This window comes from Nonomuraea sp. NPDC059023, from assembly GCF_042740095.1.
Taxonomy (GTDB): Bacteria; Actinomycetota; Actinomycetes; order Streptosporangiales; family Streptosporangiaceae; genus Nonomuraea.
Genome location: NZ_JBHYIO010000022.1, coordinates 113,745 through 139,586 on the forward strand (window position 1 = coordinate 113,745; position 25,842 = coordinate 139,586).

Sequence of the window (25,842 nt, forward strand, 5' to 3'; positions counted from 1 at the left end):
CCCTCACCCCTTGATGGCGCCCTCCTCGACACCGCGGAAGAAGAAGCGCTGCGTCACGCCGAAGACGACCGCGATCGGCACGAACGCGATCATGGTTCCGGCCGCGATGAGCCGCGGGTCGGAGCTGAAGGCGCCGCTGAGGTACTGCAGGCCGACCGTCAGCGTGTACTTCTCCGGATTGGTCAGCACGATCAGCGGCCACAGGAAGTCGTCCCAGGCGCCGATGAACGAGAAGATCACCACCACGCTGAGCATGCCCTTGACGTTCGGCAGCCCGATGCGGACGAAGCGCTGCCACGCGTCGGCGCCGTCGATGATCGCCGCCTCGTCCATCTCGTCCGGGATCGCGGCGAACGCGGTCCGCATGAGCAGCACGTTGAGCATCGCGATCGCGCCGGGCAGCGCCACGCCGAGCAGGGTGTCGGCCAGGCCCATGCCGCGCACGGTGACGTACTGCGAGATGATCGTCACCTCGCCCGGCAGGATGAGCGTGCCCAGCGTGAGCCCGAGCAGCAGCTTCATGCCGCGGAAGCGCAGCCTGGCCAGCGCGTACCCGGCCAGCGTGGCGCCGACGGCGTTGCCGGTCACGGCCATGGCGGCCACGATCAGCGAGTTGGCGATGTAGGACCACACGGGGATGCTGTCGGCGACCCGCGCGTAGTTGTTCAGCGTGGGCTGCCGCGGCAGGAAGGCCGGGATCTCGGTGAAGATGTCCTCCCCGCTGCCCTTGAGCGAGGTGGACAGCATCCACGCGAACGGGCCGACGGTCAGCACGAGCACCAGCAGGAGCAGCGCGTAACGCAGCACGTTCTCCCCGGTGAAGCCGCGCATCTACGCCCCCTTCCTGCTGAGCCGCAGCAGCACGAGCATCGGGCCCACCGTCACCACGAACAGCACGAGGCTGAGCATCGAGGCGTACCCCAGATGGCCGGTGAAGCCGCGGGAGTACATCTGGATGAGCATCACGACCGACATGTCCTGGCCGCCGGGGCCGCCGGTGCCGTTCGAGAGCACGTAGAGCTCGGAGAAGACCCGCAGCGCCGAGACCGAGATCAGCACCGACACCAGCAGCATCGTGTTGCGCACGCCCGGCACCGTGATCGACCAGAAGCGGCGCACCGCGCCGGCCCCGTCGACCGCCGCGGCCTCGTGCAGCTCGCGCCGCACGTTCCCCAGCGCCGACAGGTAGATGACCATGTAGTAGCCCATGCCCTTCCAGATCGTCAGGCTGATCGCGCTGAGCAGCAGCAGCCACCGGTCGGTCAGGAACGGCAGCGGCTCGGCGATCACCCCGAGCCACTGCGCGAAGCCGTTGACCAGCCCCCGGTCCTCCAGCAGCCACTCCCAGATCAGCGCCACCACCACCGCCGAGGCCACCACCGGCGTGTAGAAGGTCGTGCGGAAGAACGTGATCCCGGGCAGCTTCTTCTCCACCAGTACGGCCAGCAGCAACGGCAGGAAGGTCAGCACCGGCAGGCAGACCAGCATGTAGATCACGCTGTTGAGCAGGGCGGTGGCGAGCTGGTCGTCGTTCAGCGCCCGGCCGAGGTTGGCCAGCCCGGTGAAGTGGCCGCCGCCCAGCGGCTTGGCGTTGGTGAAGGCCAGGACCACGGTGTTGACCGCCGGCCACAGGTTGAACACCACCAGCCACACCAGGCCGGGCGCGGCGAACAACCACGGGGTGAACCGGCCCTGGAAGGTCCTGATCACTGCTGGAGCAGCTCGTCGGCCTTGGCCACGGCGGTGTCCAGGGCCTGCTGGGAGGTGGCGCCCCCGCTGATCGCCAGCGAGAACTGCTGCTTGACGACCTTGGAGATCGCCTCGCCCACCTCGACCGGCTGCAGCATCTTCGCCTCGGGCAGCGACGCGAACGCCGTCACCTTGGCGTCGCCGCCGTTGGTGCCGTCGCTCTTGCTGAAGAACGGGTCGCCGGCCGAGGCCTTGGTGCTCGGGAAGATGGAGGTCAGGTGCGCGAAGGCCGCCTGATTGTCCGGGCTGGTCACCCAGCGGGCCAGCGCGGTCGCCGCGGCCGGGTTCTTGCTCCTGGCCGAGACCGACACGCCCTGCACGTACAGGGGCGGGGTGCCGAACGCCTTGCTGGAGACCACCTTGGGGGCCATCGACGGGTTGTCCACGGCCAGGGAGGAGATGAAGTTGCCGCCGGCCGTCGTCCAGGCCACCTTGCCCTCGGTGAACAGCTTGGCGTTGCCGGCGTAGTCGTCGGTCAGCACGTCCTTGGGCAGCAGCCCCTCCTTGAACGCCTCCCGGTAGCGGTCGAGCACCGCCGCGGCCTCGGGGGTGTTGAAGGTGAAGCTCTTGCCGTCGTCGCTCATGACCTTCACGCCGGCGTTGGTCAGGTCGCCCAGCTCCGGCTTGCGGCTCATCAGGTACACCTTGCCGCCGGACTTGTCCCTGACGGTGCGGGCCTGCTCGATGAGCTCGTCCAGGCTCGCCGGCGGCTTGGCCGGGTCGAGGCCGTGCTTCTTCATCAGCTCGGCGTTCCAGTAGTTGACGTCGGTGTTGAGGTACCAGGGGTAGCCGTAGACGCCGTCGAGCCCGGCGAAGCGGTAGGCGGCCAGCCCGCCCTCGACGTAGTCGGCCAGCGCGGCGGCGTCGGACCTGCCGATGTCGGCCAGCATGGCCTGGCGGGCCAGCGGCAGCGCGAAGTCCGGCGGCAGGTTCGTCACGTCGGGCAGCGTGCCGCTCGCGGCCTGGCTGAGCACCTTGTCGGCGTATCCTTCGCCGGGCTGGTCCAGCCATTCCACCTCGGTACCGGGATACTTCTTCTCGAAGGAATCGATGACACCCTGGACGTAGTCGGTGAACTTCGGCTTCAACGACCAGGTCTGCAGCGAGACCTTCCCCGTGACCGCGCCGCTCGCGCTCGCCGCGGGGCTGTTCGCGGGGGTCTCGGCGGTGCCGAGCCCGCAGCCCGCGAGCATCAGGACCGTCGCCGTGGTCAGTGCTGTTAAGGGGAAGCGCATGGTGCACTCTCCTGCCGGGTTGCTAAACCGCTTCAGTTTTCGGGACTATCTACCCGCTGTACTTATCGTGTCAAGGGGAGGGGCCGTGGGACGGCCGACGATCGACGACATCGCGCGCAAGGTCGGGGTGTCCAGGGGCGCGGTGTCGTTCGCGCTCAATGGGCGCCCGGGCGTCAGCGAGGAGACCCGCGCCCGCATCCTCGCGGCGGCGGAGGAGATGAACTGGAGCCCGCACAGTGCCGCCAGGGCGCTCGGCGGCGCGCGGGCGCAGGCGGCCGGCCTGGTCATCGCCCGGCCCGCGCGCACCATCGGCGTCGAGCCGTTCTTCGCGCACCTGCTGTCGGGCCTGCAGGCGGGCCTGTCGGCGCGGGGCGTGGCGCTGCACCTGCTCGTCGTGGAGGACACCGCCGCCGAGATCGAGGTCTACCGCGGCTGGGCCCGCGAGCACCGCGTCGACGGCTTCATCCTGGTCGACCTGCAGGTGTCCGACCCGCGCATCGCGGTCATCGAGGAGCTGGGCGTGCCCGCGGTGGTGCTGGGCGGCCCCGGCAGGCACGGCACGCTGTCGAGCGTGTGGGCCGACGACCGCGAGGCCATGCTGTCGATCGCCGACTACCTGGCCGCCCTCGGTCACACCCGCGTCGCCCACGTGGCCGGGCTGCCCGGATTCCGTCACACCCAGCGCCGCATCCGCGCCCTGCGCGACGCCTCCCGGCGGCTCGGTCTCGCCGAGGTGCTGTCGGTGCCCACCGACTTCAGCGACGCCGAGGGCGCCGCGGCCACCCGCTCCCTGCTGTCGCGCGCCACGCGCCCGTCGGCGATCGTCTACGACTCCGACGTGATGGCGGTGGCCGGGCTCGGGGTGGCCGCCGAGATGGGCGTCAAGGTGCCGCGGGAGCTGTCCATCGTGGCCTTCGACGACTCGGTGCTCAACCGCATCGTGCACCCCGCGCTGACGGCGCTCTCGCGCGACACGTTCACGCTGGGGGAGAAGGTCGCCGAGACCCTGCTGGAGACGCTGGAGGAGCCGTCGCGGCCGCGCGACGTCAAGACGCCGACGCCGCGCCTGACCGTCCGCGAGAGCACGGCCCCGGCCGCTAAAGGGGTTTAGTTGCGGTACGGCGGCGCACCCAGTAGGCGTAGACGGCGGCGGCCAGGAGCGGCCCCCAGACCGGGCAGGGGAACAGCACCACGAACAGCACCCCGTCCAGCCACGCGCTGTGCTGGACCGCGCCCGCCAGCACCCCCGGCGCCGACACGCACAGCGCCGCCGCCCCGGCCGCTCCCGCCCCGACCGCCGGCCTCACGGGCACCTCGCGCCCGCCCACCACGGGCAGCCACCGCGGGAACACCTCGCCCCACCGGCTGATCAGCCCGAACGTCAGCACCACCGCCGCCACGGAGCCCAGGCCGATCAGGAAGCCCTGCAGCCTGGTCGCCGCGTCCATCCCGGAGATGAGCACCACCATCCGGTCGGTGCGCGGGTCGAACCCGAGCAACGGCCACGGCGTCGCCCACGAGATCCGCGCCAGCGCGTACGGCGCGGCGCCGAGCGCGGCCAGCACGGTCACCACCCGCCCCCACCGCCGTGGCCCCGCGACGGCGGTGGAGACGGGAAGCAGCGCCGCGAACGCCACCCACGCCCACCCGGCGGCCCCCGCCGCCATGCCCCACGACCACGCGATCCTGACCCCGAAGTCGCCGAACCCCTTGCCCAGGTTCCCCAGATAGCCGGCGACCGGCCCCGCGTCGATCAGCCCGGTCACCAGCCCCGCCGCCACCGCCGCGACCAGGGCGGCAGCGGCGTACCCCGCCGGATGCCGCCGCAGGCACCCCATCACGATCAGCCCGAGCAGCGCGGCGGCCGACAGCGGGATCAGCGCGTACCCGAGCGAGGACAGGACGGCCGCGTCCGACATCACCAGCAGGAAGAACGCCGCCTCCACCACCGCCCCGGCCGCCGCGACCCTCGGCCATGATCGCCGGACGCCGGCCAGCAGCAGCCCCAGGACGCCGGAGCCCAGCAGCAGCGCGGCGCCGGGGCCGCGCTCGATCCAGTGGTTGACGCCCACGGTGACACGGCCGGCGGCGCCGTAGGGGTAGGAGCCGGGGACGGCCAGCCACAACGCGGCGACGGCCAGCGCGGCCAGCGAGATCACGACCGCGCCCGCCCACGGCCTGGTGAGGTTCTGCATGGTCCCGAGCCTGTCGCGCACGTCCCGGCCCGGTGATCACCCTGCCGGGCGATCCGCCTCCCCCTCACGGGGGAGCCGCTTCTGCGGGGCGTAGGTGAGCAGGTCGCCGGGCTGGCAGCCGAGGACCTCGCAGATCTTGGTGAGCGTGGTGAACCTGATGGCCTTGGCTCTGCCGTTCTTCAGGATGGACAGGTTGACCACGGTCACTCCCACGCGGTCGGCGAGGTCGGTGAGTGTCATGCCGCGCTCGGTCAGCAGCCGGTCGAGATGCACGCTGATGGCGTTGGTGTCGGCCTCGGCCGGCGACATCACACCGTGCCTTCGAGGTCGTCGCGCATGCGCACGCCGTCGCGCAGGACGCTCGCCACGGCCAGCAGGCCCAGGGCGAGGAGCGGGACGAGCAGCGAGGCGTTCGCCGGGCCGTAGAAGGACTCGTTCCGCGCGAGTGTGTCCAGCAGTCGCATCATCGCGAAGTGTTCGAGCTGGGGAGCCAGCAGGCCGCCGATCAGCAGCCACCAGCCGAGCAGGCGTACCCGGCCGACGACCTGCGGCAGATAGACCCCCTGGCGGGCCTGCCACAGCAGCCGCCACACCAGGAAGAAGGCCACGGCCGTCACCAGGAAGGTCGGGAGGGTGGTGAGGGCCTGCCAGATGTACTGGGCGAGGTCCGGGGAGCCCGTGAAGAACTCGACGGACCCGGCGGAGACGTGGACGCCCGGCAGGGCGCCCTGCGTGAAGGCGGGGTCGCCGTCGAGGCTGATGCCGAAGCCGTGGGGGGATCGGGCGACGGCGAGCCGGCTGCCCAGGCCGAAGAGTCCGGCCTGGGAGTAGAGGACCATGCCGGTGATCGCGCCGGTCGCGGCGAGGAGGAGCGCGAAGATCGCGGGGCGTCGCGCCCTGCCGAGGACGCTGGGTTGTGCGGTGGCCATCAGGCCCTCCTGGACATATCGATTTTCGATGTTATCGAGAAACGATAGCATCGAAAAACGATATGGGAAGGGTTAGGGCTGGAAGCGCTTGGCCCGTTCGACGCAGTCCGGGCAGACGGGCAGGTCCACCGACCTGGCGACGGCCTCCGGGGTGGCCGGGCGCAGGGAGGCCAGGACGGTGAGGCCCGGCGGCAGGCCGGTCTCCGGATCGACCAGGAAGGTCTCGACCTCCGCCGGATCGAAGCTGAACTCCCGCTTGCACCCGTAACAGCGACCCGTCTCCACCTGTCCAGCGTAGGGCGGCGGCCTGTAGCCTGGGCGGAAGATGCTCCCGCCGGGTACCGCCCGGCCGATCACGAGAAGGCGATGCCATGGTCGCCCCCCGGTCACCCCGGGGCGGACGGACAGGTGTCCTCGCCATGCCCCGGGTCACGCAGCCCGTCTTCGCATACTCCTGATCTGGAGCATTCACGAAATGTCGCATGACTCCCTGTCCGCGTGGTACGCGGACTTCTTCACCGAGCTGCCCAACGCCTTCTGGCGCGCGGCCGTACCCAAGGAGCTGACCGGCGACGAGGTCGCCTTCGTCGTCCGCGCGGCCGGGCTCCGGCCCGGCTCCTGGGTGCTGGACGTGCCCTGCGGCAGCGGCCGGCACGCGCTCGAACTGGCCCGGCGCGGCTGCCGGGTCACCGGTCTCGACGTCTCGGCCGAGGCCGTCGCCCACGCCAGAGCCGCGGCCGGAGCCGAAGGGCTCGACCTCGACCTGCGCCAGGGCGACATGCGGGCACTGCCCGCCGACGTCCGGGCCGAGGCGGCCATCTGCATGGGCAACGCCTTCGGCTACCTGGAGCACGCCGCCACCCGGGAGTTCCTGGCCGGGCTGGCCGCGCTCCTCGTGCCCGGCGGCGCGCTCGTCCTGGACTACGGGTTCGTGGCCGAGTCGCTGCTTCCCGGGCTGAGCCTGGAGGAGGAGCCGATGACGTTCGGCGGCGTCGAGGCGGTCTCGGTCAACGAGTACGACGTGGCCGCCGGCCGCTGGCTCACCTCGTTCACCTTCCGCAGGGGCGAGCAGGTGCACCGCGGGACCTCGGTGCAGCACGTGTACACCACGGCCGAGGTCGTCCGGCTGGTCACCGAGGCCGGGTTCGCCGGTGCCGAGCTGTACGGCGGGCCCGACGGCACGCCGTACCGGCTGGGCAGTCCCAGGCTGCTCCTGGTGGCGCGGCGGCCTTAGGCTCCGGGGCCGCGCCCGCCGGCCGGGCGGGCGCGGCTCACGGCGACGGCGGGAGGCGGTACACCGACACGTGCGAACGCGACTCGGCGGTGAACTCGGCCCCCGACCAGTCGGCGTGCCTGCTCTCCAGCTCGAACCCGGCCAGCTGCCCCATCAGGTCGAGCTCGCTCGGCCAGATGTAGCGGTGCGGGCTGCGGAACACCCGGCCCTGCCCGTCCTCGCCGAACCTGAAGTGGTGGGAGACGACCTGCTGCCCCAGCACGTCGTAGGTGTCCAGGCCGATGTAGCCGGGCTCCTGGTGCCAGACGGTCGCCTGCCTGCCCGGCGGCAGCGTGCGCAGTTCGGGCACCCACAGCTCGATCACGAACCGGCCGCCGGGCCCGAGGTGGCGGGCGGCGTTGCGGAAGCACGCCACCTGCCCGGCCTGGGTGAGCAGGTTGGAGATCGTGTTGTAGACGAGGTAGACGAGCGAGAACTCCCCGGGGGCCGTCGCGGCCGACATGTCCCCGGCGATCACGGGGATCGCCGCCTCGTCCGCCTTCGTCCGCAACTGCTCGATCATCGGCCGCGACAGCTCGATGCCGGTGACCGGCACCCCCCGCCCGGCCAGCGGCAGGGCGACGCGGCCCGTCCCGATCGCGAACTCCAGCGCCCGCCCGCCGCCCGCGAACTCCGCGAGCCGGTCCACGGCCGGCTTCAGGACCTCGGGCGCGAACATGCCGGTGCCCGGCGTGTCATAGCCGCGCGCGGCCTCCTCGTCCCAGATCTCTTCCTGTCGCATGCGGCCAACGATGACCATGGACGCCCGCATTTGTCCAGCACCGCGGGTCTCAGCGGTAGTCCGCGCAGCGAACGGCGCCCTTCTCCGGTACGGTCACCCGCACCTCGTCCACGTCCACGCCCCGCCCGGCGGCGGTGGCGGCGGCGATCGTGCAGACGAGCTGGCCGGTGGCCATACGCGACAGCCGCTCGACCGGCGGCAGCCACGCGCCGCCGACCAGCATCGACGAGCCCTTCTCCAGGGCGAAGCCGTCGTCGCTCACCCGGACGGCCAGGTTCCTGGGCAGGACCGTGTCGAAGTCGCGCTGACGTTCCTTGGCGGTGGGGCCGCCGGTCAGCAGTTCGACCGCTCCGGCGGCGTCCAGCGGGCCCTCGGGCCGGCCGACGGAGGCCAGGCCGCCGCTCCGCACGAAGTACAGGCGGGTGCCCTGGGTGAACCCGCGGGCCGGTTCGCCGGCGCCGACCACGTCCGTGGGCCCGGTGCCACAGGCCGTGGCGACGAGCAGGAGCAGCAGGAGCAGGGACCGGCCGGTCACGGGCGGGTCCTCGGCAGCGTGAGGATGAAGACGGCGCCGGGCCCCGGGCCCACGGACAGGTCGCCGCCGTGCAGCAGGGCGTTCTCGCGGGCGATGGCCAGGCCGAGCCCGCTGCCCTCGGAGCGGGCGCGGGCGGCGTCGGCCTTGTAGAAGCGTTCGAACACATGCGGCAGGACGTCTTCGGGCAGGCCGGGGCCGTGGTCGGCCACCTTGAGGGTGAGCGCCGGCTCATCGGCGCGCAGCGTGAGCGTGACCGGCGGCGCGCCGTGGCGCAGCGCGTTGCCGACGAGGTTGGCGACGATGACGTCCAGGCGGCGCGGGTCCAGCGCGAGGTGGACGCCCTCGGGCAGGTCGGCGGTGACCGCGCCGGTCCAGCCGCGCGTACGCAGGCAGGCGGCGACCGCCTTGCCCACGTCCATCTCGTTGAGGTTGAGCACGGCCGCGCCCGCGTCGAACCGGGAGATCTCCATCAGGTCGTCCACGAGCCGGGTGAGCCGGGCGACCTCGGCGGTGACCATGCGGGCGGCGGTGCCCGCGTCGGCGTCAAGCCGGTCGGCCCCGGCTTCGAGCACGTCGGTGACGGCGGTCGCGGCGGCCAGCGGGGTGCGCAGCTCGTGCGAGACGTCGGCGACGAACCGGCGTGACCTGGCCTCCATCTCGCGCAGCTCGCCGACCGAGCGTTCGAGCGCGGCGGCGGTCTCGTTGAACCGTCCCGCCAGCCGCGCCAGCTCGTCGCCGCCGCGTACCGGCAGCCGCGTCTCCAGCCGCCCCTCGCCCAGGCGGCGCGCGGCGCGGTCCAGGTCGGCGACCGGGCGCAGCACGCCGCGCGCGGCCAGCAGCCCGGCCAGCACCGCCACCAGCACGACCGGCGCCGCCGCCGTCCGCGCCGCGCGCAGCACGGCCGCCTCGTCGGCGGCGGCCTGCGCGAGCGACTCCACGAGGTAGACGGTGATCCCGGACGGCGTGCCGCCCGCACGCAACATGACCCTGCTCCCTCCCACCAGGTACGGCACGCCGTCCCGGCTGACCCGCTGCCAGGCCAGCTCGGGCCGGCTCGCCACGGTCCGCCGCAGGGCGGCGGTGATGCGGGCGTCGCTGGGGATGGCGCCGTCCCTGACCACGTACACCTTGCGGTCGCCCACCTCGAGGTCCTCGGCGAGCAGGGCCAGCTCGCCGTCGTCGGCGGGCAACGCGACGTCGCGCGACAGCAGCAGCACCCGGTTCCTGAAGTCGTCGAGCAGCCGGTCCTGCACCCCGCCCACCAGGTCCTCGCGCGCCTGCAGATAGGTCAGCCCGGCCGCGGCCACCGCGCACACCCCGCCGACCAGCACGAACGTGATCACCAGCCGGGCCCGCAAGCCCCGCAGCCAGGTCATACCGGCCCGAACCGGTAACCGAACCCGCGCACGGTCCGCACGTACCGTGGCTCGGCCGGCACGTCCTCGATCTTGGCGCGCAGCCGCTGCACGCAGGCGTCCACCAGCCGCGAGTCGCCCAGGTAGTCGTGCTCCCACACCGACTCCAGCAGCTGCTGCCTGGTGAACACCCGGCCCGGCGCCGCCGACAGGTACAGCAGCAGCCGCAGCTCCATCGGCGGCAGCGCGACCTCGCGCCCGTCCCTGCTCACGGTGAGGGAGGCGCGGTCGACGCGCAGCGCGCCGTAGGTCTCGACGGGCGACTGCACACTCTCGGTACGGCGCAGCACCGCCCTGATCCGGGCCTCCAGCACCTGCGGGCGCACCGGCTTGACCACGTAGTCGTCGGCCCCGGCCTCCAGCCCGCCGACCACGTCGAAGTCGTCGCCCCGCGCGCTCAGCATCACGATCGAGGTGGCGGCGCCCGCGCGGATCCGCCGGCAGACCTCGAACCCGTCGATGCCGGGCAGCATGAGGTCGAGCACGACCACGTCGGCGGCGAACTCCGCCAGCCGCTCCAGGCCCTCCTCGCCGGACGCCGCCGCCTCGACCTCGTGATCGCGGCCCTTCAGGGCGAGCGTCAGACCGTCCCTGACGGCCGGGTCGTCCTCGATCAGCAACACGCGAGCCATGCGTCCCAGTATCGGCCGCGCTGACGTGCGCTTTGTCCGGTCTCAAGAGCTATTACACGTTCATGACATCGTGCGGACCGGTTGTGCACAGTGCCGGGCCAGAGTCTCAGGGGCAGTCAGCAGCCACCTTTAGGAGGACATTGTGATCATCAGCAGGCGACGTCTGGCCGTCATGGCCGCCCTGCCCGCGCTGGCCCTGAGCGCGGCCTGCGGAGCGCAGAGCTTCGCCGACACCGGGAGCCAGGGCCCCGCGGCTTCCGCGTCCGCGTCCGCGTCCGCCAAGCCGAGCTGGCACGAGACCGCGCTGAAGTTCGCGGCCTGCATGCGGGACAACGGCATCGACATCCCCGACCCGGTCAAGGGCCAGGACCTCGACACCGGCGCGGTCTCCAAGGTCACCCAGGCCAAGCTCGACGCCGCCATGAAGGCGTGCCAGGAGTGGGACTCGGTCATCCTCGGCAGCAGCGAGCCGGCCTCGCCCGAGGAGGAGGCCAAGTTCGCCGCCTGGGCGAGGTGCCTGCAGAAGGGCGGCGTCTGGCAGCCGCTCGGCAAGGAGGCGAAGCCGGCAGGGTTCAAGCAGGTCAAGCCGGGCTCGGCGGCGGAGAAGCAGGTCTTCGCGGGGTGCGCGTCGTTGCAGCCGCCGGCGCCGTACGAGCAGTAGAGGCCGCGACCCTCACCCGGGCCATAGCCTCCGCGCCGTCCCACCGGGGGGAACGGACGGCGCGGAGGCGGGGTGAGGGGTCCCTCAGCAGGACAGGTTGCCGCCGGGGGCGACGCCGAGGATCTGGGTGAAGCGCTGGTAGGCGTTGATCCGGCTCTGCACCTGGGCGGGGTTGCGCCCGTTGCACTCCAGGCTGCCGTTGATGCTGCGGATGGTCTCGCCGAAGCCGCGGCCGTTGACCATCGCGTTGTGCGGGGTCATGGTGCCGGGGCCGTTCTGGGTCATCCAGTACCAGATCGCGGTCTTCCAGGCCACGGACGCGTCCTGCTGCACCAGCCACGGGTTGGTCAGCAGCGGCAGGCCCAGCGCGTCACCGGCCGCCTTGTAGTTGAAGTTCCAGCTCAGCTGGATGGGGCCGCGGCCGTAGTACGCGGCCTGCCCGGCGGGGCAGCCGTACGGCTGGCTCGCGTCGCAGTAGTGCGGGTAGTTGGCGGTGTTCTGCTCCACGATGTGGACGAGGCCGCCGGTCTCGTGGTTGACGTTGGCCAGGAAGGCCGCGGCCTCCTGCTTCTTGACGGTGTCGCTGCCCGTCTTGGCGAAGGCGGGGTAGGCGCTGAGGGCGGCGGTCAGGCCGCTGTAGGTGTAGAAGGAGTTCCGGCTCGGGAACATCTGGTTGAACTGCGCCTGGCTCACCACGAACCCCGACGGGTCCGGCGGGTCGGTCGGGCCGGGGCCGCCGTCGCAGGCGTAGGGGTCCCAGTACCAGTGGCTGATCACCGGGTCGTACCCGGGGTTCTCGTGGACGGCGATGTAGTGGTTGCCGTCGGTGTAGCGGACGATGCTGCCCACCGCGTAGAACGTCCCGGCGGCCCAGTTCGGGTAGTTGCACTGCGTGCCACCGCCGCCGCCTCCCGAGCAGGCGCCCTGGTCGGCCCAGACGGCGGCGCTGCCCGGACTCTCGTTCTGGGTCCACCACTTGGCGGACCAGTTGCGTCCGTTGTGCGACACGACGGCGCCTCCGTTGTATACGGCCGAGGAGCTCCATGCCGTGGCGCACGCCGCGGCGCTGGCGGCCGACGGCAGGACTACCGCCAGCACGCCCATCGCCATGAGCAGCGCGGCTAACGGGGCCAGGAGTTTTCGCACGTGATCACTTCCTTGGGGGGTGTAATGCTTAAGAAAGTTTCCTAATAGTTAACTACCGATGAGGAAACGCGCAAGACCCAAAGTCAGGAGGGTGCGGATGCCAACCTGGTCATTCGGGCGTACTTTGATGAACATCAACGCCGTTCCTTCGTCGCCGTCTGAGAGGCCCATGTTTCTCCGCAGCCCGCACCTTCCCTCCTCGCGACCGACCGGTCTGCTGATCGGCATCGGGTTCTTCGTCGTGATCGCCGCCTGCGCGCTGGTCGCCCTACTGGTCCCGCACGCCCAGGTCGAGATCCGCTTCGCCGTCGTGGGCCTGATCGCCGCCCTCTACGCCGGCCTCACCGCCGACCTGATCGCCTCCGCCGCGACCGGGGCGCTGGCCTGGACGATGGCCACCGGTTTCCTCATCGATCCGGCCGGTGAGCTGGTGGTGTCGGGCGGCATGGACGCGATCAGGCTCGCCGCCATCGTCGGCCTGTGCGTGGCCGGCGGCCTGTACGGCGCCTTCCGCCAGCGCCACACCCCGTCCTAGCGGATGCCTCCCCGGGAGCGGGCGGCTCCCTGGATGGCCATCCCTACAATGAGCACGTGAACCACATGTTGCCGATACATGGCCGTAAAGCACGACGTGGTGGACCCTGGGAGATCACCGGCCGGATCTCCCCGGCGACGTGCTGAGCGCAGCGGGCCTGGGCGCCGAGGAGGAGGCCGCCTACCGGCTCCTGGTCAGGACCGCTGAGGTCGAGGTTGCCGAGCTGGCGGGCGAGCTGGGCGTGGCCGACGAGGCGGCGCGCCGGGCGCTCGGGTCGTTGCTGGCCAAGGGGCTGGCGCGTGCCGTACCCGGAGAAAGCGACACGTTCACCGCGGTCGCCCCCGACGTCGCGCTCGCGGCGCGGCTGCACCGGCGCCAGGAGGAAGTGGACCGGGCCCGGCAGGCCGTGGAGCAGCTCACGGGGGAGTACCTGGCCCATTCCAGGCGGCGTGAGGCCGCGCAGCTGATCGAGGTGATCAGCAGCAGGACGGTGCTGCGCGAGCAGCTGCGGCTGATGCAGGACAACGCCCGGCACGAGGTCGTGAGCCTGTGCAGGGCCGGGCACGTGGCGATGACCTCGCAGGAGAACACCGAGGAGCTGGCCGCGCTGCGGCGCGGGGTGAGCTTCCGGGTGCTGTACGAGCGGGCCCTGCTCGAAGAACCCGGCATGCTGGTCAACCTGGCCGAAGGGATCATGCTCGGGGAGGAGGCGCGCGCGTTCCCCGAGCTGCCGGTGCGGATGATGATCGCCGACGGCGAGCTGGGCGTGCTCCCGCTGGTCCAGCACACCGGCGGGCTGACCCAGCTCACCGCCGCCCTGGTACGGCCGAGCAGCCTCCTCGACGCGCTCAAGGCGCTGTTCGAGACCCTGTGGGAGCGGGCCACCCCCGTCAACCTCACCACCCCGGGCAGCCCGCTGGACGCCGACCACCTCTACCTGCTGTCGCTGCTGCTGGCGGGCGTGCCCGACAAGTCGATCGCCACGCAGCTGAAGGTGTCGCAGCGCACCGTCCAGCGCCGCATCACCCACCTGATGGAGCGGGCGGGCGCCCAGACCCGGATGCAGCTGGCCTGGCACGCCGCCCGCGAGAACTGGCTGTGATCGTCGAAGGCGGGCTTCAGGGGCGGGCGCCGGCGCGGCGCAGGATCATCTTGACCAGCTCGCCCAGCCACAGGATCACCGAGCCCACGCCCGCGCAGGTCAGCCACTGGCCCGCGGTGAGGTTGGTGACGGAGAAGAAGGCGTGCAGCCCCTTCCACTCCACCATGGCCGCCAGCAGGACGAGCACGACGCCGATCGCCACGAACGTCGAGCGGTTGGAGAAGGTGTCGCGGTGGAAGGCGCTGCGCAGGTCGTTGCGGACGTTGACCAGGTTGAAGATCTGGAAGAAGACGAAGGTGACGAAGGCCATCGTCGCGGCGACCGGCGGGGGAGCCAGCGCGAGCACGGCCAGCGTGCCCGCGGCCATCGTCGTCCCGGCCAGCAGGATCCGCAGCAGCCGCGCGGTGGTGAGGATGCGCTCGTCCCGCGCGCGCGGCGGGCGCGACATGACGTCGGGCCCCGCCGGGTCGACGCCGAGCGACAGCGCGGGCGGGCCGTCCATGATGAGGTTCACGAAGAGGATCTGCACGGCGGTGAACGGCGCGCCGCCCGCCAGCCCGGTGATCGAGGCCGCCAGGAACGTGAGCACGAACCCGAACGCCGTCGACAGCTGGAAGCGGGTGAACTTCACGATGTTGGCGTAGATGCCGCGTCCCTCGCGGACCGCGTCGACCACGGTCGCGAAGTTGTCGTCGGTGAGGATCATCGTGGCGGCTTCCTTGCTCACCTCGGTCCCGGTGACGCCCATGGCGACGCCGATGTCGGCCCGGCGCAGGGCCGGGGCGTCGTTGACGCCGTCACCGGTCATCGCCACCACGGCGCCGTTGTCCTGCAGCGCGCGCACGATCCGGATCTTGTGCTGCGGCGTGACCCGGGCCACGACCCCGATGTCCGGCAGCTGCCTGGCCAGTTCCTCGTCGGAGAGCTCGTCCAGCTCGGCGCCGGTCACCGCCTTGCCGGGGATGTCCAGCTCGCGGGCGATGGCCGCGGCGGTGACGGCGTGGTCGCCGGTGATCATCCGTACCTGGACGCCCGCCCGGTGGCACTGCTCGATGGCGGCCGCCGCCTCGGGCCTGGCCGGGTCGACGATGCCGACCAGCGCCATCAGCACGATGCCGTCGAGCATCGCCTTGAGATCGGCTTCCTCGGGCAGGGCGGGGAAGTCCTTCACGCCGACGGCCAGCACGCGCAGCCCCTGCTCGGCCAGCTCGCCGTTGGCGGCGGCGTAGTCCTCGCGGGCCGCCGCGTCGAAGGGCCGCCGGCCGCCGGCGGTCAGGTAGCGGTCGGCGCGGGCGGCCAGCACGTCCGGCGCGCCCTTGACGAAGCAGCGCACCCGGCCGTCCTCCTCGTGGAAGGTGGCCATGAACTTGTCGTCGGAGTCGAAGGGCACCTCGGCGATGCGCGGATGCCTGCGCCGCAGGGCGGCCACGTCGACCCCGCCCTTCTCGGCCAGCACGACCATGGCCAGCTCGGTGGGATCGCCGACCACGTCGTCGGCGGCGCGTACCACGGCGTCGGTGCACAGCGCCATGGCGACGAGCGCGACGTGCAGCGTCTGGCTGTCGGGCGGGTCGTCGTCGGTGCTGCGGATGCGTCCCTCCACCGCGTAGCCGTGGCCGGAGACGGTGAAGCGCCGGTCGGCCAGGTACACCTCGCGGGCGGTCATCTGGTTGAGCGTCAGCGTGCCGGTCTTGTCGGTGCAGATCTGGGAGGTGCTGCCCAGGGTCTCCACCGAGGCCAGCCGCTTGACGATGGCGCCTCTGCGGGCCAGGCGGGCCGTACCCATGGCGAGGGTGAAGGCCACGACGGCGGGCAGCCCTTCCGGGACCGTGGCCACCGCCAGTGAGACAGCGGTCGTGAACAGATCGCCGATCGGCTGCCCGCGCAGCAGGCCCAGGACGAACACGACCGCGATCACCGCGAGCGCGATCAGCGCGAGGGTCTTGCCGAGCGTGTCGATCTGGCGCTGCAGCGGGGTCGGCGCCTGCTTGGTCTGCTGGAGCAGCCCGGCGATCTGCCCGATCTCGGTCGAGGCGCCGGTCGCGGTCACGATCATGCGGGCGTGGCCGCGGGTGACCGTGGTGTTCATGAACACCGCGCTGCCGCGCTCGGCCAGGGGCGCGTCCGGCGCCACGACCGCGCCGGCGGACTTGGCGGACGGCTCCGCCTCGCCCGTCAGCGCCGACTCCTGCACCTCCAGCGACGCCGAGGACACCAGCCGCCCATCGGCGGGTACGCGGTCGCCCGCCTCCAGGTCCACGACGTCACCCGGCACCAGCTCGGCCGCGTCGAGCCGCATGGCCGCCCCGCCCCGCAGCACGGTCGCCTCGGTGTGAAGCATCTTGCGCAGCGCCTCCAGCGACGCCTCCGCCCGCGTCTCCTGCACGAACCCGATCGTCGCGTTCAGGATCACGACCAGCACGATGATCGCCGGCGTCTCCCACTCACGGGTCACCGCGAAGCTCACCAGGGCCGCGCCGATCAGCGTCACGATCAGCAGGTCCTGGAACTGCCGCAGGTAGGCGTGCCAGCGCGGCTCGCGCGGCGCCTCGGGCAGCCGGTTGGCGCCGTGCTCCTCCCTCCGCCGTACGGCTTCCGCCCCGCTCAGCCCGCCGGCCGGGTCGACGCGCAGCCGCTCGGCCGTCTCGGCGGCGTCCATCGCATACCAAGCGCTCATGAGCCCACGCTATGATCGCGAACCCCTTACGGCCATCTGGCACATGGCCGCATTCAGCCAATTCTGTCCCCTGCGCCGGGGGTGTGAAATCAGGGCGTGAAACCACCCTCGGTAGCCGTTGAATCACTCTATGCTGTGCTGGGGCCGGCGGCGTGGGCACTATGGGGGTTCCCCACCCGCCAGGCCCCCCTCGCTCAGGCGACCAGCCGCCCGATCACCCAGTGCAGGTAGGCGCGGAAGCGCGCCAGTTCCGCGGGTTTCACCGTGCGCTCGCTCCGCCGCCGTTCGAGAACGCCGCCGGTGAGAAACCCATAAACGCACCACACGATCATCCAGACGAAGTAACGGGTCTCGACCCCGGGCGGCAGCAAAGGCGAGATCGCCCGGAGAATCTCGTCCAGCAGCGGCCGGGTGTAGGCCTCCTCGAGTTCCGGAATGTCCGCCGCGTCGCCCATCCAGCGGTGCATCCACAGCAGCACCAGCATCGGATTGGCGGCGAAGAAGTCGAGGTAGGCGTCCACCATGCGGTGCAGCGCCTCGGGCGTGCCCGTGAACTGCGCGAGAGCCGCCGAGATCGCGGCGTGTTCCGCCTCGTCGGCCTTGAGCATGACGGTCTTGTACAAGTCCGCCTTGCCGCCGAACTCCCGGCCGATGAAGCCCGGCTCGACCCCGGCCGCCCGCGCGATGAGCCCGACATCCGTTTCGTCGTAACCCAGTTCGGCGAAAAGCTTGGTCGCCACCTCAAGGACCTGATCCGCGCTCACCGCACAACCCTAGGCAGGCCCCGCCCCGTTTCCCAGCAGGCTCGCTGCCGGGCGCTGGACCCGCCCGCCCGGCCGGGTTACCGTCGGAACGGCACGCCCGAAGTCATCCCGCGGACCCGCAGGGGGTGCGTCATCAGCGCAGTACGGATCATTCTGGGTTTGTCGTTGTCCCTCACCTTCGCCCTCACCGCCGCGCCCGCCCAGGCGGCAGGGCCCATCTGCATCCCCGAGGCCCCGGTGTGCGCGGGCCTCGACAACGGGCGCTTCGTCTTCACCATCAAGCCGCCGCCGTCCACCCTGTCGATGCAGGCCACGGTCAACGGAACGCCCCGCGGCGGGTCGATCTCCACGTGGACCACGCCCACCTACCTGCAGGGCACCTACTACCCGACACCGGCACTGGTGCCTGGCGACGTGGTGTGCATGTCGTTCTACGCCCCCGGCGTGCCGCCGGGGCCGTACTGCGACACCCATTAGGGCAGGCGGCTAAGGACCTTCTGGGTCGACCGTGTCCCGGTCGGCCCAGAACGGCTCCACGAGCCGCCTGATCTCCTGCGCGCCGACGCGCTCCAGCACGGCCAGCGCGCCGACGTTGCACACGAGCTGCCGGGTACTGCTGGCGCCGAACAACACGGTGCCGGTCGCGGGGTGCGACAGCGCGAAGGCGACGCAGAGCTGGGCCGCGGTCGCCCCCACGCCCGCGGCGGCCTCGGCGAGACCGGGGGCGGCCCGGACGATCTGCTCGCGCACGCCGCCGGGGTCGCGGCCGACCTGCCGGGAGGGGCTGGTCCTGCCCGCCAGGATGCCGCCCTCCATCACGTCGGAGGCCTGCAGCGACAGGCCCTCGGCGAACAGCGGCGCGAACGGCCCGCCGTCCGGGATCGAGCGGCGGCACGGGCTGTACTTGAGCTGCGCGAGCTGTGGCCCGGGGGAGCCGGCGGCCTGGGCGTGCCCGCGGATCGTCCTGATCGTGCTCGCCGACCAGTTGTTGACGCCCCAGCAGCCGATGATCCCGTCGCGCTCCAGTTCGGCCAGGTCGCCGGCCAGCCGTTCCAGATCGAGGTCGGCGCGCCGGACGTCGCCGAGGACGACCAGGTCGGCCCGGTCGGCGCCGGCCCGGAACAGGGCGTGCTCCAGCTGCTCGCGCAACGGCTGCTCGGGGTAGCGCTCCAGCCAGAGCTTCTCCGACAGCAGGTAGTCCTCCCTGGCCACGCCCGCGGCGCGCACGATGGCCGAGAACAGGACGTCGGTGAAGACCGGCGGGTGCCCCGGCATGCCGTAGACGCCGACGTCGAACAGGTTGACGCCCAGGTCGACGGCGTGGCGGACCATGGCGACGGCCTCGGCGAAGTCCATGCGGTCGTAGATGTGCCAGGAGCCCAGGGACAGGACCGACGCCTCGGGCCCGTGCGTGCCGATCGTGCGGCGGGGAACGGTGTGCATGGGACTCCTCGTCACGGTAGCCACGGGTGGATGACGGCTTTGACCTCGTCGAGCCTCGACATCGACCGGAGCGCGCCGGTGGCCGCGCCCAGCCCGGCGGGGGCGCCGAACATGGCGTTCCAGTCGAAGCGCGTGCGGAAGGCGCGCAGGAACTCCAGGGCACGGTGGTAGTCGCCGATGTCGCCGTTGAGCGAGCCGAGGACGTTCAGCTCCTTGCCCATGACCGTGCCCATGGGAACCGGGTCGGGGCGCGGGCCGGTGCTGCCGACGACCACGAACGTGCCGCCCCAGGCGGCCATGTCCACCGCCTCCGCGGCCACGCCGGGCGCGCCGGCCAGGTCGAGCACGAGTTCGGCGCCGCGCCCGTCGGTGGCCTCCAGGACCTGGCCGAGGCGTTCCGGCGGCGTGCCGTCCAGGCCGATCACGACGTCGGCGCCGAAGCCGCGGGCCAGCTCCAGCCGGGCCGCCGGGGCGCCGACGGTGATGACGGTGCCCGCCCCCGAGGCGGCGGCCATGGCCGTGGCCACCAGGCCGAGGGCGCCGGCGCCCTGGACGACGACCGCGGCGCCGGGACGGATGCCGCCGGCTCGGCCGTACGCGTGGACGACGGTCTTGACGGCGCAGCCCGCGGCGGCGGCCCAGGTGTCGGGGACGTCGTCGGGCAGCAGGAGCTTCAGCGCGCCCGGCCTGACGTAGGCGTACTCGGCCAGACCACAGGTGGAGTACGGCCACGCGTCCGCGCGCTGCGTGAACCCGTACCCCCGCTGGGCGCAGGCGACCGGGGCGCGCAGCACGGTACAGCCGTGGCAGTGCCCGCACGTCGACTCCGACCAGCCGATCCGGTCCCCGGCCCGCACCGGCCGGCCCAGCGCGTCCAGGGTGCCGGGCCCGGCGGCGGCGACCGTCCCCGACATCTCGTGGCCGAGCACCATGGGCAGCATCCCCGGCCAGGACATCGCCCCGGACCAGATGTGCACGTCGGTGGCGCACAGGGTGGCGCAGCCGATCCTGACGACGGCCGCGCCCGGCTCCACCTCCCCGGGCAGCGGGAGCTCCTCGATGACCAGCGGCTCGCCGTGCTCGCGGAGCACGGCGGCGCGGGTGGCGGTCGGGACAGGCACGATCGGGGTCCTTTCTCAGCGGGTGTGGGCGGTGTCCCAGACCTCGTTCCTGCTGCGCCACCACAGCAGCACCAGGATCACCAGGAAGGGCACCACGCCGCGGTAGGCCTGCAGGCCGCTCAGCGACACGGCGACGCCTTCCAGCAGCCCGAGGATCAGCCCGCCGGCCAGCGTCATGGGCAGGCTGCGGAACGCGCCCACCATGGCCACGGCCAGCGCGGTGGTGATGAGGTTGCCGAGCGTGGCGAAGTCGCCGCCCAGCCGGGGCGCGACCAGGACGATGACGAGCGTGCTGAGCCCGCCGATGACCGCCCAAACCGCCATGGCCAGGCGCGGCACGGCGATGCCGACCACCTGCGCGGTCGTCGGACGCTCCGACAGCGCCTGCAGCCGCAGGCCCAGCAGGGTCCGGCTGAACAACAGCCCCACCCCGGCGGTGATGAGCGCGGCGAAGGCCAGCGAGACCAGCGTGGAGACCGGCACCACCACGTCGCCCAGCACGAACGCGGGCCCGTCCAGCGGCGCGGGGAAGCGCCGGGTGCCCGTGGTGGCACTGCCGAACACGCGCAGCCCGATCGCCATGACGGCCACGTAGAGCGCGACGGTCACCGCCGCCTTGGTCCGCTCGCTGTGCTCGCCGAACCACCGCACGAGCACCGCGCCGACGAGCGCCGACAGCGCGGCGCCCGCCACGACCCCCGCGGCCAGCGCGAGCGCCCCGTGCACACCCGCGCCGATCAGCGAGACCATCACGTACGCGCCCACCGCCCCCGTGGCCGCCATGGCGAAGTTCACCACGGCGACCAGCCGGTAGGTCAGCACCACGCACAGCCCGAGCAGCGCGTACACGCCGCCGCTCGTCAGCCCGGCGATCAGGGAGTTGAGCATCGCTCAGCCCTTGCCGGGGACGACGAACCCCTCGGGCAGCACCCGCCACGCGCGGTTCTCCGCCTTCACGAACCTGGCGCCCTCGACCGGGTTGTGCGCCTCGCCGGGCCCGAACACGTACGGCGTGCCGACCATGGGATAGTCCACCGGCTTCATCTCCTTGAAGGCCTTGGTGACCGACTCGCGCGTGATCGGCCCCCGGATGCCCTTGAGCACCTGGACGAAGACGTCGGCCGCCATGACCGCCCCCTGGCTGAAGGCCGTCTTCGGGATCCCCTTGGAGCCGACGATCTTGGCCCACCTGTCGTTGCCCGGCAGGCTCTCGTCGGTGTAGGGCTGCCACTCGGTGGCCGAGTACACGTTGAGGCCCTCGGGGATCGCCTGCGCGTTGGCGTCGGTGTAGCTGTTGGCCAGCATGGCGAAGTCGACGGCGGTCATGCCCTGGGTCTTGGCCTGGGCGAACCAGGGGCCGACCTGGGAGTTGTACACGATGCCCGTGCAGCCCGCCTCCTTGGCCTTGACCAGGTAGGGGGTCGGGTCGCCGGTGCCGACGGAGGTCTCCTTGACGGTCAGCTGCTTGCCGGTGACCGTGGACCACTCCTTGATGGCGTTCTCGATGCCGTCGCCGCTGCCGGGCAGGACCGTCAGGTAGGCGCAGACCTTCTCGTGCTTCTTGGTCTGCGACAGGAAGTACAGGGCGGCGGTCAGCAGCTTGTAGGGGCCCGGGTTGACGGGGGCGATGTTCGGGCTGGTGAAGCAGGCGGGGTCGACGCCGACGGCCGGGATGGAGACGATGCCGGCGCTGCCGTACTTGGCCCGGTTCAGGCCGCAGTCGACGGCGCTGGAGGAGCCGACGAGCGCCACCACGCCTTCGGACTCGATCAGCTCCACGGCCGCCTCGGTGGAGCGCTGCGGGTTCATGGCGTCGTCCTTGCTGATGAACTCGATCGTACGGCCGCCGATCCCGCCCGCCGCGTTGACCTCGTCGAAGACGGCCTGCACGGCCTTGGGCACCTCGGGCGCCTGGAACTGGCCCGTGACGCCGTTGATCGAGCCGACCTTGATGGGCCCGTCGGTGCCGCCGCCGGCGGCGCATCCGGTCAGCGCGAGCGCCGCGGCCCCGGACGCGGCGGCGAGCCTGTGTGAAAGCTGCATGTGCGTGCTTCCTCCTCAGGGAGATCAGGCCAGCGGGGCAGCCGCTATGCCGAGGTAGGCGTTGACGACGGCGGGGTCCTCCATGACGTCCCTGGTGGGGCCGGAGGCGATGACCCGCCCGAAGTCGAGGACGGTGAGTTGCGAGCAGGCCGCGGAGACGAGTTCCATGTCGTGCTCGACCAGCAGGACGGCGACGCCGAAGCGGGCCGGCACCTCGGCCAGCCGCGCCGCGAAACGCATCGACTCCGCGCCCGACTGGCCGGCCGCAGGCTCGTCGAGCAGCGCCACCTTGGGCCGGGCGGCGACGGCGGCGGCCACGTCGAGCAGCCGCCGGGTCCCGGCGTCCAGCAGCGACACCGGCACGTCCGCCGGCGGGCAGCCGAAGAACTCCAGCAGTTCCCCTGCCTCGCCCCGGTCCAGGCGGCGCCCGGCCCCGATCGTCAGGTACTCGTACTGGGTCAGCTCGGCCGGGATCGTGGTGGTCTGGAAGGTACGGCGCAGCCCGCGCCCGGCCCGCACCTCGGGCCGCAGCCCGTCCAGCGGCCGGCCGGCGAGCACGATCGAGCCCCGGTAGCCGCCGAGGAAACCGGTCACGGCGGCGATGAACGTGCTCTTGCCCGCCCCGTTGGGCCCGATGAGACCCGTCACCGCGCCCTCCGGCACGGTGAGGTCCACCTCGTGCAGCGCGGTGACCTCGCCGAAGCGCACGGTGAGGCCGCTGACCTCCAGCAGCGGGGGACCCGGCGGCCCGGACGGCGGCACGGGCGCCGGCACCACCGCCGCGGAAACCTCGCCGCGCCCTTCGAGCAGGGGCCGCGCCGCCCGCTCGCGCCTGCGGGCCTGGACGAAGTCGGTCTGGCTCACGCCGGAGCGCAGCGCGAGCACGGCGAAGACGCCGAACAGCATGCCGCCCAGGTCCTGCGGCAGGTGGAGCCGTTCCAGGATCGTGGCCATGATCGCGCCGAAGAGGCCGCCCATGATCGCGCCGTCCACGTGGTGCGGCCCGATGAGGATCGCGACCGCGAAGAAGGCCAGCGACTGTCCCATCGAGAAGTTCTGCGCGACCACCAGGCCGAGCTGACCGGCCATCAGCCCGCCGCCGACGGCCGCGACGAACGCGCTGATGGCGAAGGCGGCCAGCTTGCTGCGTGCCACCGAGACCCCGTGCGCGGCCGCGGCCCGCTCGGAGTGCTTCAGCTCCAGCCAGGACATGCCGAGCCGGGTGCGGTTGAACAGAGCCAGCCCGATCGCCACGAGGCAGAAGACGATCACCGTGAGCACGAAGTAGGCCCGGTCGCCCGAGAACAGCGCGGGCCGCACGACCGTCTTCAGCTCACCGGTGCCGGGGAACTGGTTGGCGTTGAGCACGATGTCGGTCGAGACCGCGAACCCGAACGTGACCACGGCCAGGTTGACGCCGCGGATGCGCAGCGCGGGCAGGCCGATCAGCACCCCCACCGGGACCGCGGCGAGCCCGCCCAGCACGAGCCAGAGCAGGAACCCGCCGGGGGCGTCGTGCAGGTTGAGTTTCAGCACCACCCAGGCGCCGATGGCCGCGAACGACATCTGGCACAGCGACATCATCCCGGCCCTGCCGACGATCACGCCGTAGCTCTGCATGATGACGGAGACGACGACGGCGGTGATCGCCAGGAAGACCCAGTGGGCGGAGAACAGGGCGGGCACGGCGACGCAGGCCGCCACGGCCAGGCCGAGCCCGATCGCCAGGGAGCGCGGGTTCATGCCGGCGCCACCCCGAAGTAGGACTCGTGCAGCAGGTCCGGGTCCCGCCTCAGCTCCGCGCACGAGCCGGCGTAGACCACCCGCCCCTTGCGCAGCACGTACGCGCGGGTGCCGATCTCCAGCGCCAGCGCCGCGAACTGCTCGATGAGCAGGACCGAGATGCCGAGGCCGACCATGTCGCCCACCGCCCCCATCAGCCGGCGCACCACCACGGGCGCCAGGCCCATGGACATCTCGTCGATGAGCATGACCCGCGGGTCGCCGACCAGCGCGCGGCCGAGCACGAGCATCTGCTGCTCGCCGCCCGACAGGTGCCCGGCCTGCAGGTTCCTGCGGCGCTCCAGCTCGGGGAAGAGCGTGAACACGCGGCCCAGCTCGCCCTGCCCGCTGCGCGAGACCAGCAGATTCTGCTCGACGGTGAGCGTGCGGAAGACGGTGCGTGACTGCTCGACGTAGCCGAGGCCGGCGCGGGCCCGCCGGTAGGCCGGCAGCTTCTCGATCGGGCTGCCGCCGAGCCGGATGGCGCCCGACGACACCCGGGCGACGCCGGCGATGCCGTCCATGAGCGTGGTCTTCCCGGCCCCGTTCGAGCCCAGGACGACGGTCACCGTCCCGGGCCCGACCTCCAGCGAGACCTCGTGGACGATCTCGGCCTCGCCCCGGTTGACGCCGACCGCCTCCAGCCGGAGGATCGCGTCCGAGCTGGGGTGCGCGTCCGGGCTGAGGTGCGGGCCGGGGCTGGGGTGCGGGCCGGGGTTTCCGTGCGCGTCCGGGTTTCCGTGCGCGTCCGGGTTTCCGTGCGGGTCCGGGTTGAGGGCCGTGTCCGGGCCGGGGTCCGGGCCGGGGGTGCTGCCGCTCACCGCCCGCCTCCGCCGAACGCCGCCCGCAGCGCCTGGACGACCCGGTCGTGCGCAGCGCGCGCGGCGGGCAGTTCGGTGGCCAGCAGGCCGAAGAAGCCGTGGATCAGCCCGTCGTAGCGGACCACCTCCACCGGCACCCCGGCCGCGCGCAGCCGGGCCGCGTACTCCTCGCCCTCGTCGCGCAGCACGTCGTACTCCGCCCCCAGCACCAGCGCCGGGGCCAGGCCCGACAGGTCATCGGCCCGCAGCGGCAGCAGGTAGGGGTCGCGCAGGTTCGTGGGATCACGCGGATAAAGGGTGAAAAACCACTCCATGCTCGCCCGTGACAGGAAGTAGCCCTCGGCGAAGTCCCGGTAGGAGGCGCGCCCGTCGTCGGGATGCCCGAGCACCGGCGAGACCAGCACCTGCAGCCCCAGCCGCGGTCCGCCCAGGTCGCGGGCCTTCAGCGCGGCCACGGCGGCCAGGTTGCCGCCCGCGCTCTCCCCGCCGACCGCGATCCTCTCCGGATCGGCCGAGATCTCCGCCCCGTGCCCGTGCACCCAGCGAACGGCCGCGAAGCAGTCGTCGGCCGCGGCCGGATAGGGGTTCTCGGGCGCGAGCCGGTAGTCCACCGAGACCACGACGACACCCGCCTGCGCGCAGACGGTACGGCAGGCGTACTCGTTCTCCTCAAGGCTGCCGATCGTCCACCCGCCGCCGTGGAACCACACGAAGGCCGGAAAGGGCCCGGCGCCCTCCGGGGTGTAGACGCGCACGGGGATCTCACCGGCCGGGCCGGGGATCGCGGTGTCGCGCACCCGGTGCACAGCGGGCAGGATGTCGGGCAGCCGCCAGGTGGTGCGGAACTGCTCGCGCATGGTCTGGGGGTCCAGCACGACGGGCCGGCCTGCTTCTACGGCGGGAGTGCGGTCGATGATCGCCTGCGCGTCGGGATGCAAAGGCATGCCTACCTCCGCTCGCCTGGGTGAGAGACGCACCCGGGGTCAGAACTCGAATCGTATCTGATTCCGTGTACGTTATGGGCATCCACGCAGTGGTGTCC

27 protein-coding genes are annotated in these 25,842 nt (G+C 72.1%); 6 read left to right on the plus strand and 21 right to left on the minus strand.

Annotated features, from left to right (window positions below; translation table 11 throughout):
- Window positions 1-3 precede the first annotated feature (3 nt).
- From ACFWYW_RS33085 to ACFWYW_RS33095, 3 genes are read right to left on the minus strand one after another with little or no spacing between them, the layout of a single operon-like run.
- Window positions 4-831 carry a carbohydrate ABC transporter permease gene (locus ACFWYW_RS33085; protein WP_379623587.1) on the minus strand — a complete coding sequence of 276 codons (828 nt, stop codon included), beginning with the start codon at window positions 829-831 and terminating at the stop codon, window positions 4-6.
- The gene (locus ACFWYW_RS33090; protein WP_379623589.1) at window positions 832-1,710 is read right to left on the minus strand and encodes a carbohydrate ABC transporter permease; all 879 of its coding nucleotides are present in this window, start codon (window positions 1,708-1,710) and stop codon (window positions 832-834) included.
- Entirely contained in the window at window positions 1,707-2,984 is a 1,278-nt protein-coding gene (locus tag ACFWYW_RS33095) for an ABC transporter substrate-binding protein (RefSeq protein ID WP_379623591.1), read from the minus strand. The genes ACFWYW_RS33090 and ACFWYW_RS33095 overlap by 4 nt, the downstream gene beginning before the upstream one ends.
- 85 nt (window positions 2,985-3,069) lie before the next feature.
- Between ACFWYW_RS33095 and ACFWYW_RS33100 the strand changes: the two genes are divergently transcribed.
- A complete protein-coding gene (locus ACFWYW_RS33100; protein WP_379623593.1) occupies window positions 3,070-4,095 on the plus strand; it encodes a LacI family DNA-binding transcriptional regulator in 1,026 nt (341 codons plus the stop codon).
- Here the strand turns inward: ACFWYW_RS33100 and ACFWYW_RS33105 are convergent.
- The 4 genes from ACFWYW_RS33105 to ACFWYW_RS33120 form a co-directional block, all read right to left on the minus strand.
- Window positions 4,082-5,179, minus strand: a complete 1,098-nt coding sequence (locus ACFWYW_RS33105) for a hypothetical protein (protein WP_379623595.1) — start codon at window positions 5,177-5,179, stop codon at window positions 4,082-4,084. The genes ACFWYW_RS33100 and ACFWYW_RS33105 overlap by 14 nt on opposite strands.
- 36 nt (window positions 5,180-5,215) lie before the next feature.
- Window positions 5,216-5,488 carry a helix-turn-helix domain-containing protein gene (locus ACFWYW_RS33110; protein ID WP_379623597.1) on the minus strand — a complete coding sequence of 91 codons (273 nt, stop codon included), beginning with the start codon at window positions 5,486-5,488 and terminating at the stop codon, window positions 5,216-5,218.
- Window positions 5,488-6,108 carry a hypothetical protein gene (locus ACFWYW_RS33115; RefSeq protein WP_379623599.1) on the minus strand — a complete coding sequence of 207 codons (621 nt, stop codon included), beginning with the start codon at window positions 6,106-6,108 and terminating at the stop codon, window positions 5,488-5,490. The genes ACFWYW_RS33110 and ACFWYW_RS33115 overlap by 1 nt, the downstream gene beginning before the upstream one ends.
- 72 nt (window positions 6,109-6,180) lie before the next feature.
- On the minus strand, window positions 6,181-6,393 hold the full coding sequence (locus ACFWYW_RS33120; protein ID WP_379623601.1) for a hypothetical protein: 213 nt from the start codon (window positions 6,391-6,393) through the stop codon (window positions 6,181-6,183).
- A gap of 190 nt (window positions 6,394-6,583) precedes the next feature.
- On the opposite strand from ACFWYW_RS33120, the gene ACFWYW_RS33125 reads away from it, so the two are divergent.
- Complete coding sequence (locus tag ACFWYW_RS33125) at window positions 6,584-7,342, plus strand: SAM-dependent methyltransferase (protein WP_379623603.1); 759 nt, start codon at window positions 6,584-6,586, stop codon at window positions 7,340-7,342.
- Between the two features lie 37 nt (window positions 7,343-7,379).
- Here the strand turns inward: ACFWYW_RS33125 and ACFWYW_RS33130 are convergent, their stop codons facing one another.
- From ACFWYW_RS33130 to ACFWYW_RS33145, 4 genes are read right to left on the minus strand one after another with little or no spacing between them, the layout of a single operon-like run.
- On the minus strand, window positions 7,380-8,123 hold the full coding sequence (locus ACFWYW_RS33130) for a class I SAM-dependent methyltransferase (protein WP_379623605.1): 744 nt from the start codon (window positions 8,121-8,123) through the stop codon (window positions 7,380-7,382).
- Window positions 8,124-8,172: 49 nt separating this feature from the next.
- Complete coding sequence (locus ACFWYW_RS33135; RefSeq protein ID WP_379623607.1) at window positions 8,173-8,658, minus strand: hypothetical protein; 486 nt, start codon at window positions 8,656-8,658, stop codon at window positions 8,173-8,175.
- Window positions 8,655-10,034, minus strand: a complete 1,380-nt coding sequence (locus tag ACFWYW_RS33140) for an ATP-binding protein (RefSeq protein WP_379623610.1) — start codon at window positions 10,032-10,034, stop codon at window positions 8,655-8,657. The genes ACFWYW_RS33135 and ACFWYW_RS33140 overlap by 4 nt, the downstream gene beginning before the upstream one ends.
- Window positions 10,031-10,705 (minus strand): response regulator, encoded by a 675-nt coding sequence (locus ACFWYW_RS33145; RefSeq protein WP_379623612.1) that lies wholly within the window; start codon window positions 10,703-10,705, stop codon window positions 10,031-10,033. The genes ACFWYW_RS33140 and ACFWYW_RS33145 overlap by 4 nt, the downstream gene beginning before the upstream one ends.
- A gap of 142 nt (window positions 10,706-10,847) precedes the next feature.
- Here ACFWYW_RS33145 and ACFWYW_RS33150 point away from each other — a divergent pair, with 142 nt between their 5' ends.
- Entirely contained in the window at window positions 10,848-11,366 is a 519-nt protein-coding gene (locus tag ACFWYW_RS33150) for a hypothetical protein (RefSeq protein ID WP_379623614.1), read from the plus strand.
- Between the two features lie 84 nt (window positions 11,367-11,450).
- On the opposite strand, the gene ACFWYW_RS33155 is transcribed toward ACFWYW_RS33150, so the two are convergent.
- Entirely contained in the window at window positions 11,451-12,512 is a 1,062-nt protein-coding gene (locus tag ACFWYW_RS33155; protein ID WP_379623616.1) for a glycoside hydrolase family 19 protein, read from the minus strand.
- Window positions 12,513-12,681: 169 nt separating this feature from the next.
- Here ACFWYW_RS33155 and ACFWYW_RS33160 point away from each other — a divergent pair, with 169 nt between their 5' ends.
- Both ACFWYW_RS33160 and ACFWYW_RS33165 read left to right on the plus strand, forming a co-directional pair.
- On the plus strand, window positions 12,682-13,047 hold the full coding sequence (locus ACFWYW_RS33160) for a hypothetical protein (protein ID WP_379623618.1): 366 nt from the start codon (window positions 12,682-12,684) through the stop codon (window positions 13,045-13,047).
- A 139-nt stretch (window positions 13,048-13,186) separates the two neighbouring features.
- Complete coding sequence (locus ACFWYW_RS33165; protein WP_379623620.1) at window positions 13,187-14,149, plus strand: helix-turn-helix domain-containing protein; 963 nt, start codon at window positions 13,187-13,189, stop codon at window positions 14,147-14,149.
- 16 nt (window positions 14,150-14,165) lie between these two features.
- On the opposite strand, the gene ACFWYW_RS33170 is transcribed toward ACFWYW_RS33165, so the two are convergent.
- Both ACFWYW_RS33170 and ACFWYW_RS33175 read right to left on the minus strand, forming a co-directional pair.
- Window positions 14,166-16,826: a cation-translocating P-type ATPase gene (locus ACFWYW_RS33170; protein WP_379623622.1), complete on the minus strand. Its 2,661-nt coding sequence runs from the start codon at window positions 16,824-16,826 to the stop codon at window positions 14,166-14,168.
- 194 nt (window positions 16,827-17,020) lie between these two features.
- The gene (locus ACFWYW_RS33175; RefSeq protein WP_379623624.1) at window positions 17,021-17,590 is read right to left on the minus strand and encodes a TetR/AcrR family transcriptional regulator; all 570 of its coding nucleotides are present in this window, start codon (window positions 17,588-17,590) and stop codon (window positions 17,021-17,023) included.
- Window positions 17,591-17,749: 159 nt separating this feature from the next.
- On the opposite strand from ACFWYW_RS33175, the gene ACFWYW_RS33180 reads away from it, so the two are divergent.
- Complete coding sequence (locus ACFWYW_RS33180) at window positions 17,750-18,067, plus strand: hypothetical protein (RefSeq protein WP_379623626.1); 318 nt, start codon at window positions 17,750-17,752, stop codon at window positions 18,065-18,067.
- A 9-nt stretch (window positions 18,068-18,076) separates the two neighbouring features.
- Here ACFWYW_RS33180 and ACFWYW_RS33185 read toward each other — a convergent pair whose 3' ends face one another.
- From ACFWYW_RS33185 to ACFWYW_RS33215, 7 genes are read right to left on the minus strand one after another with little or no spacing between them, the layout of a single operon-like run.
- Complete coding sequence (locus ACFWYW_RS33185; protein WP_379623628.1) at window positions 18,077-19,033, minus strand: aldo/keto reductase; 957 nt, start codon at window positions 19,031-19,033, stop codon at window positions 18,077-18,079.
- Between the two features lie 11 nt (window positions 19,034-19,044).
- The gene (locus ACFWYW_RS33190; protein WP_379641149.1) at window positions 19,045-20,154 is read right to left on the minus strand and encodes a zinc-binding dehydrogenase; all 1,110 of its coding nucleotides are present in this window, start codon (window positions 20,152-20,154) and stop codon (window positions 19,045-19,047) included.
- A gap of 15 nt (window positions 20,155-20,169) precedes the next feature.
- Window positions 20,170-21,042, minus strand: coding sequence for a branched-chain amino acid ABC transporter permease (locus tag ACFWYW_RS33195; protein WP_379624549.1), 873 nt, complete (start codon window positions 21,040-21,042; stop codon window positions 20,170-20,172).
- Between the two features lie 3 nt (window positions 21,043-21,045).
- The gene (locus ACFWYW_RS33200) at window positions 21,046-22,197 is read right to left on the minus strand and encodes an ABC transporter substrate-binding protein (RefSeq protein WP_379624547.1); all 1,152 of its coding nucleotides are present in this window, start codon (window positions 22,195-22,197) and stop codon (window positions 21,046-21,048) included.
- Window positions 22,198-22,221: 24 nt separating this feature from the next.
- The gene (locus ACFWYW_RS33205; protein WP_379624545.1) at window positions 22,222-23,940 is read right to left on the minus strand and encodes an ATP-binding cassette domain-containing protein; all 1,719 of its coding nucleotides are present in this window, start codon (window positions 23,938-23,940) and stop codon (window positions 22,222-22,224) included.
- The gene (locus tag ACFWYW_RS33210; protein WP_379624543.1) at window positions 23,937-24,800 is read right to left on the minus strand and encodes an ABC transporter ATP-binding protein; all 864 of its coding nucleotides are present in this window, start codon (window positions 24,798-24,800) and stop codon (window positions 23,937-23,939) included. The genes ACFWYW_RS33205 and ACFWYW_RS33210 overlap by 4 nt, the downstream gene beginning before the upstream one ends.
- Window positions 24,797-25,744, minus strand: a complete 948-nt coding sequence (locus tag ACFWYW_RS33215; RefSeq protein ID WP_379624541.1) for an alpha/beta hydrolase — start codon at window positions 25,742-25,744, stop codon at window positions 24,797-24,799. The genes ACFWYW_RS33210 and ACFWYW_RS33215 overlap by 4 nt, the downstream gene beginning before the upstream one ends.
- Window positions 25,745-25,842 lie beyond the last annotated feature (98 nt).

Coding starts and splice junctions, on each gene's coding strand:
- ACFWYW_RS33185 (WP_379623628.1), bottom strand. CDS start 19,033: ATGCACACCGTTCCCCGCCGCACGATCGGCACGCACGGGCCCGAGGCG.
- ACFWYW_RS33170 (WP_379623622.1), bottom strand. CDS start 16,826: ATGAGCGCTTGGTATGCGATGGACGCCGCCGAGACGGCCGAGCGGCTG.
- ACFWYW_RS33145 (WP_379623612.1), bottom strand. CDS start 10,705: ATGGCTCGCGTGTTGCTGATCGAGGACGACCCGGCCGTCAGGGACGGT.
- ACFWYW_RS33205 (WP_379624545.1), bottom strand. CDS start 23,940: ATGAACCCGCGCTCCCTGGCGATCGGGCTCGGCCTGGCCGTGGCGGCC.
- ACFWYW_RS33140 (WP_379623610.1), bottom strand. CDS start 10,034: ATGACCTGGCTGCGGGGCTTGCGGGCCCGGCTGGTGATCACGTTCGTG.
- ACFWYW_RS33130 (WP_379623605.1), bottom strand. CDS start 8,123: ATGCGACAGGAAGAGATCTGGGACGAGGAGGCCGCGCGCGGCTATGAC.
- ACFWYW_RS33215 (WP_379624541.1), bottom strand. CDS start 25,744: ATGCCTTTGCATCCCGACGCGCAGGCGATCATCGACCGCACTCCCGCC.
- ACFWYW_RS33110 (WP_379623597.1), bottom strand. CDS start 5,488: ATGTCGCCGGCCGAGGCCGACACCAACGCCATCAGCGTGCATCTCGAC.
- ACFWYW_RS33160 (WP_379623618.1), top strand. CDS start 12,682: ATGTTTCTCCGCAGCCCGCACCTTCCCTCCTCGCGACCGACCGGTCTG.
- ACFWYW_RS33115 (WP_379623599.1), bottom strand. CDS start 6,108: ATGGCCACCGCACAACCCAGCGTCCTCGGCAGGGCGCGACGCCCCGCG.
- ACFWYW_RS33125 (WP_379623603.1), top strand. CDS start 6,584: ATGTCGCATGACTCCCTGTCCGCGTGGTACGCGGACTTCTTCACCGAG.
- ACFWYW_RS33200 (WP_379624547.1), bottom strand. CDS start 22,197: ATGCAGCTTTCACACAGGCTCGCCGCCGCGTCCGGGGCCGCGGCGCTC.
- ACFWYW_RS33085 (WP_379623587.1), bottom strand. CDS start 831: ATGCGCGGCTTCACCGGGGAGAACGTGCTGCGTTACGCGCTGCTCCTG.
- ACFWYW_RS33195 (WP_379624549.1), bottom strand. CDS start 21,042: ATGCTCAACTCCCTGATCGCCGGGCTGACGAGCGGCGGCGTGTACGCG.
- ACFWYW_RS33105 (WP_379623595.1), bottom strand. CDS start 5,179: ATGCAGAACCTCACCAGGCCGTGGGCGGGCGCGGTCGTGATCTCGCTG.
- ACFWYW_RS33095 (WP_379623591.1), bottom strand. CDS start 2,984: ATGCGCTTCCCCTTAACAGCACTGACCACGGCGACGGTCCTGATGCTC.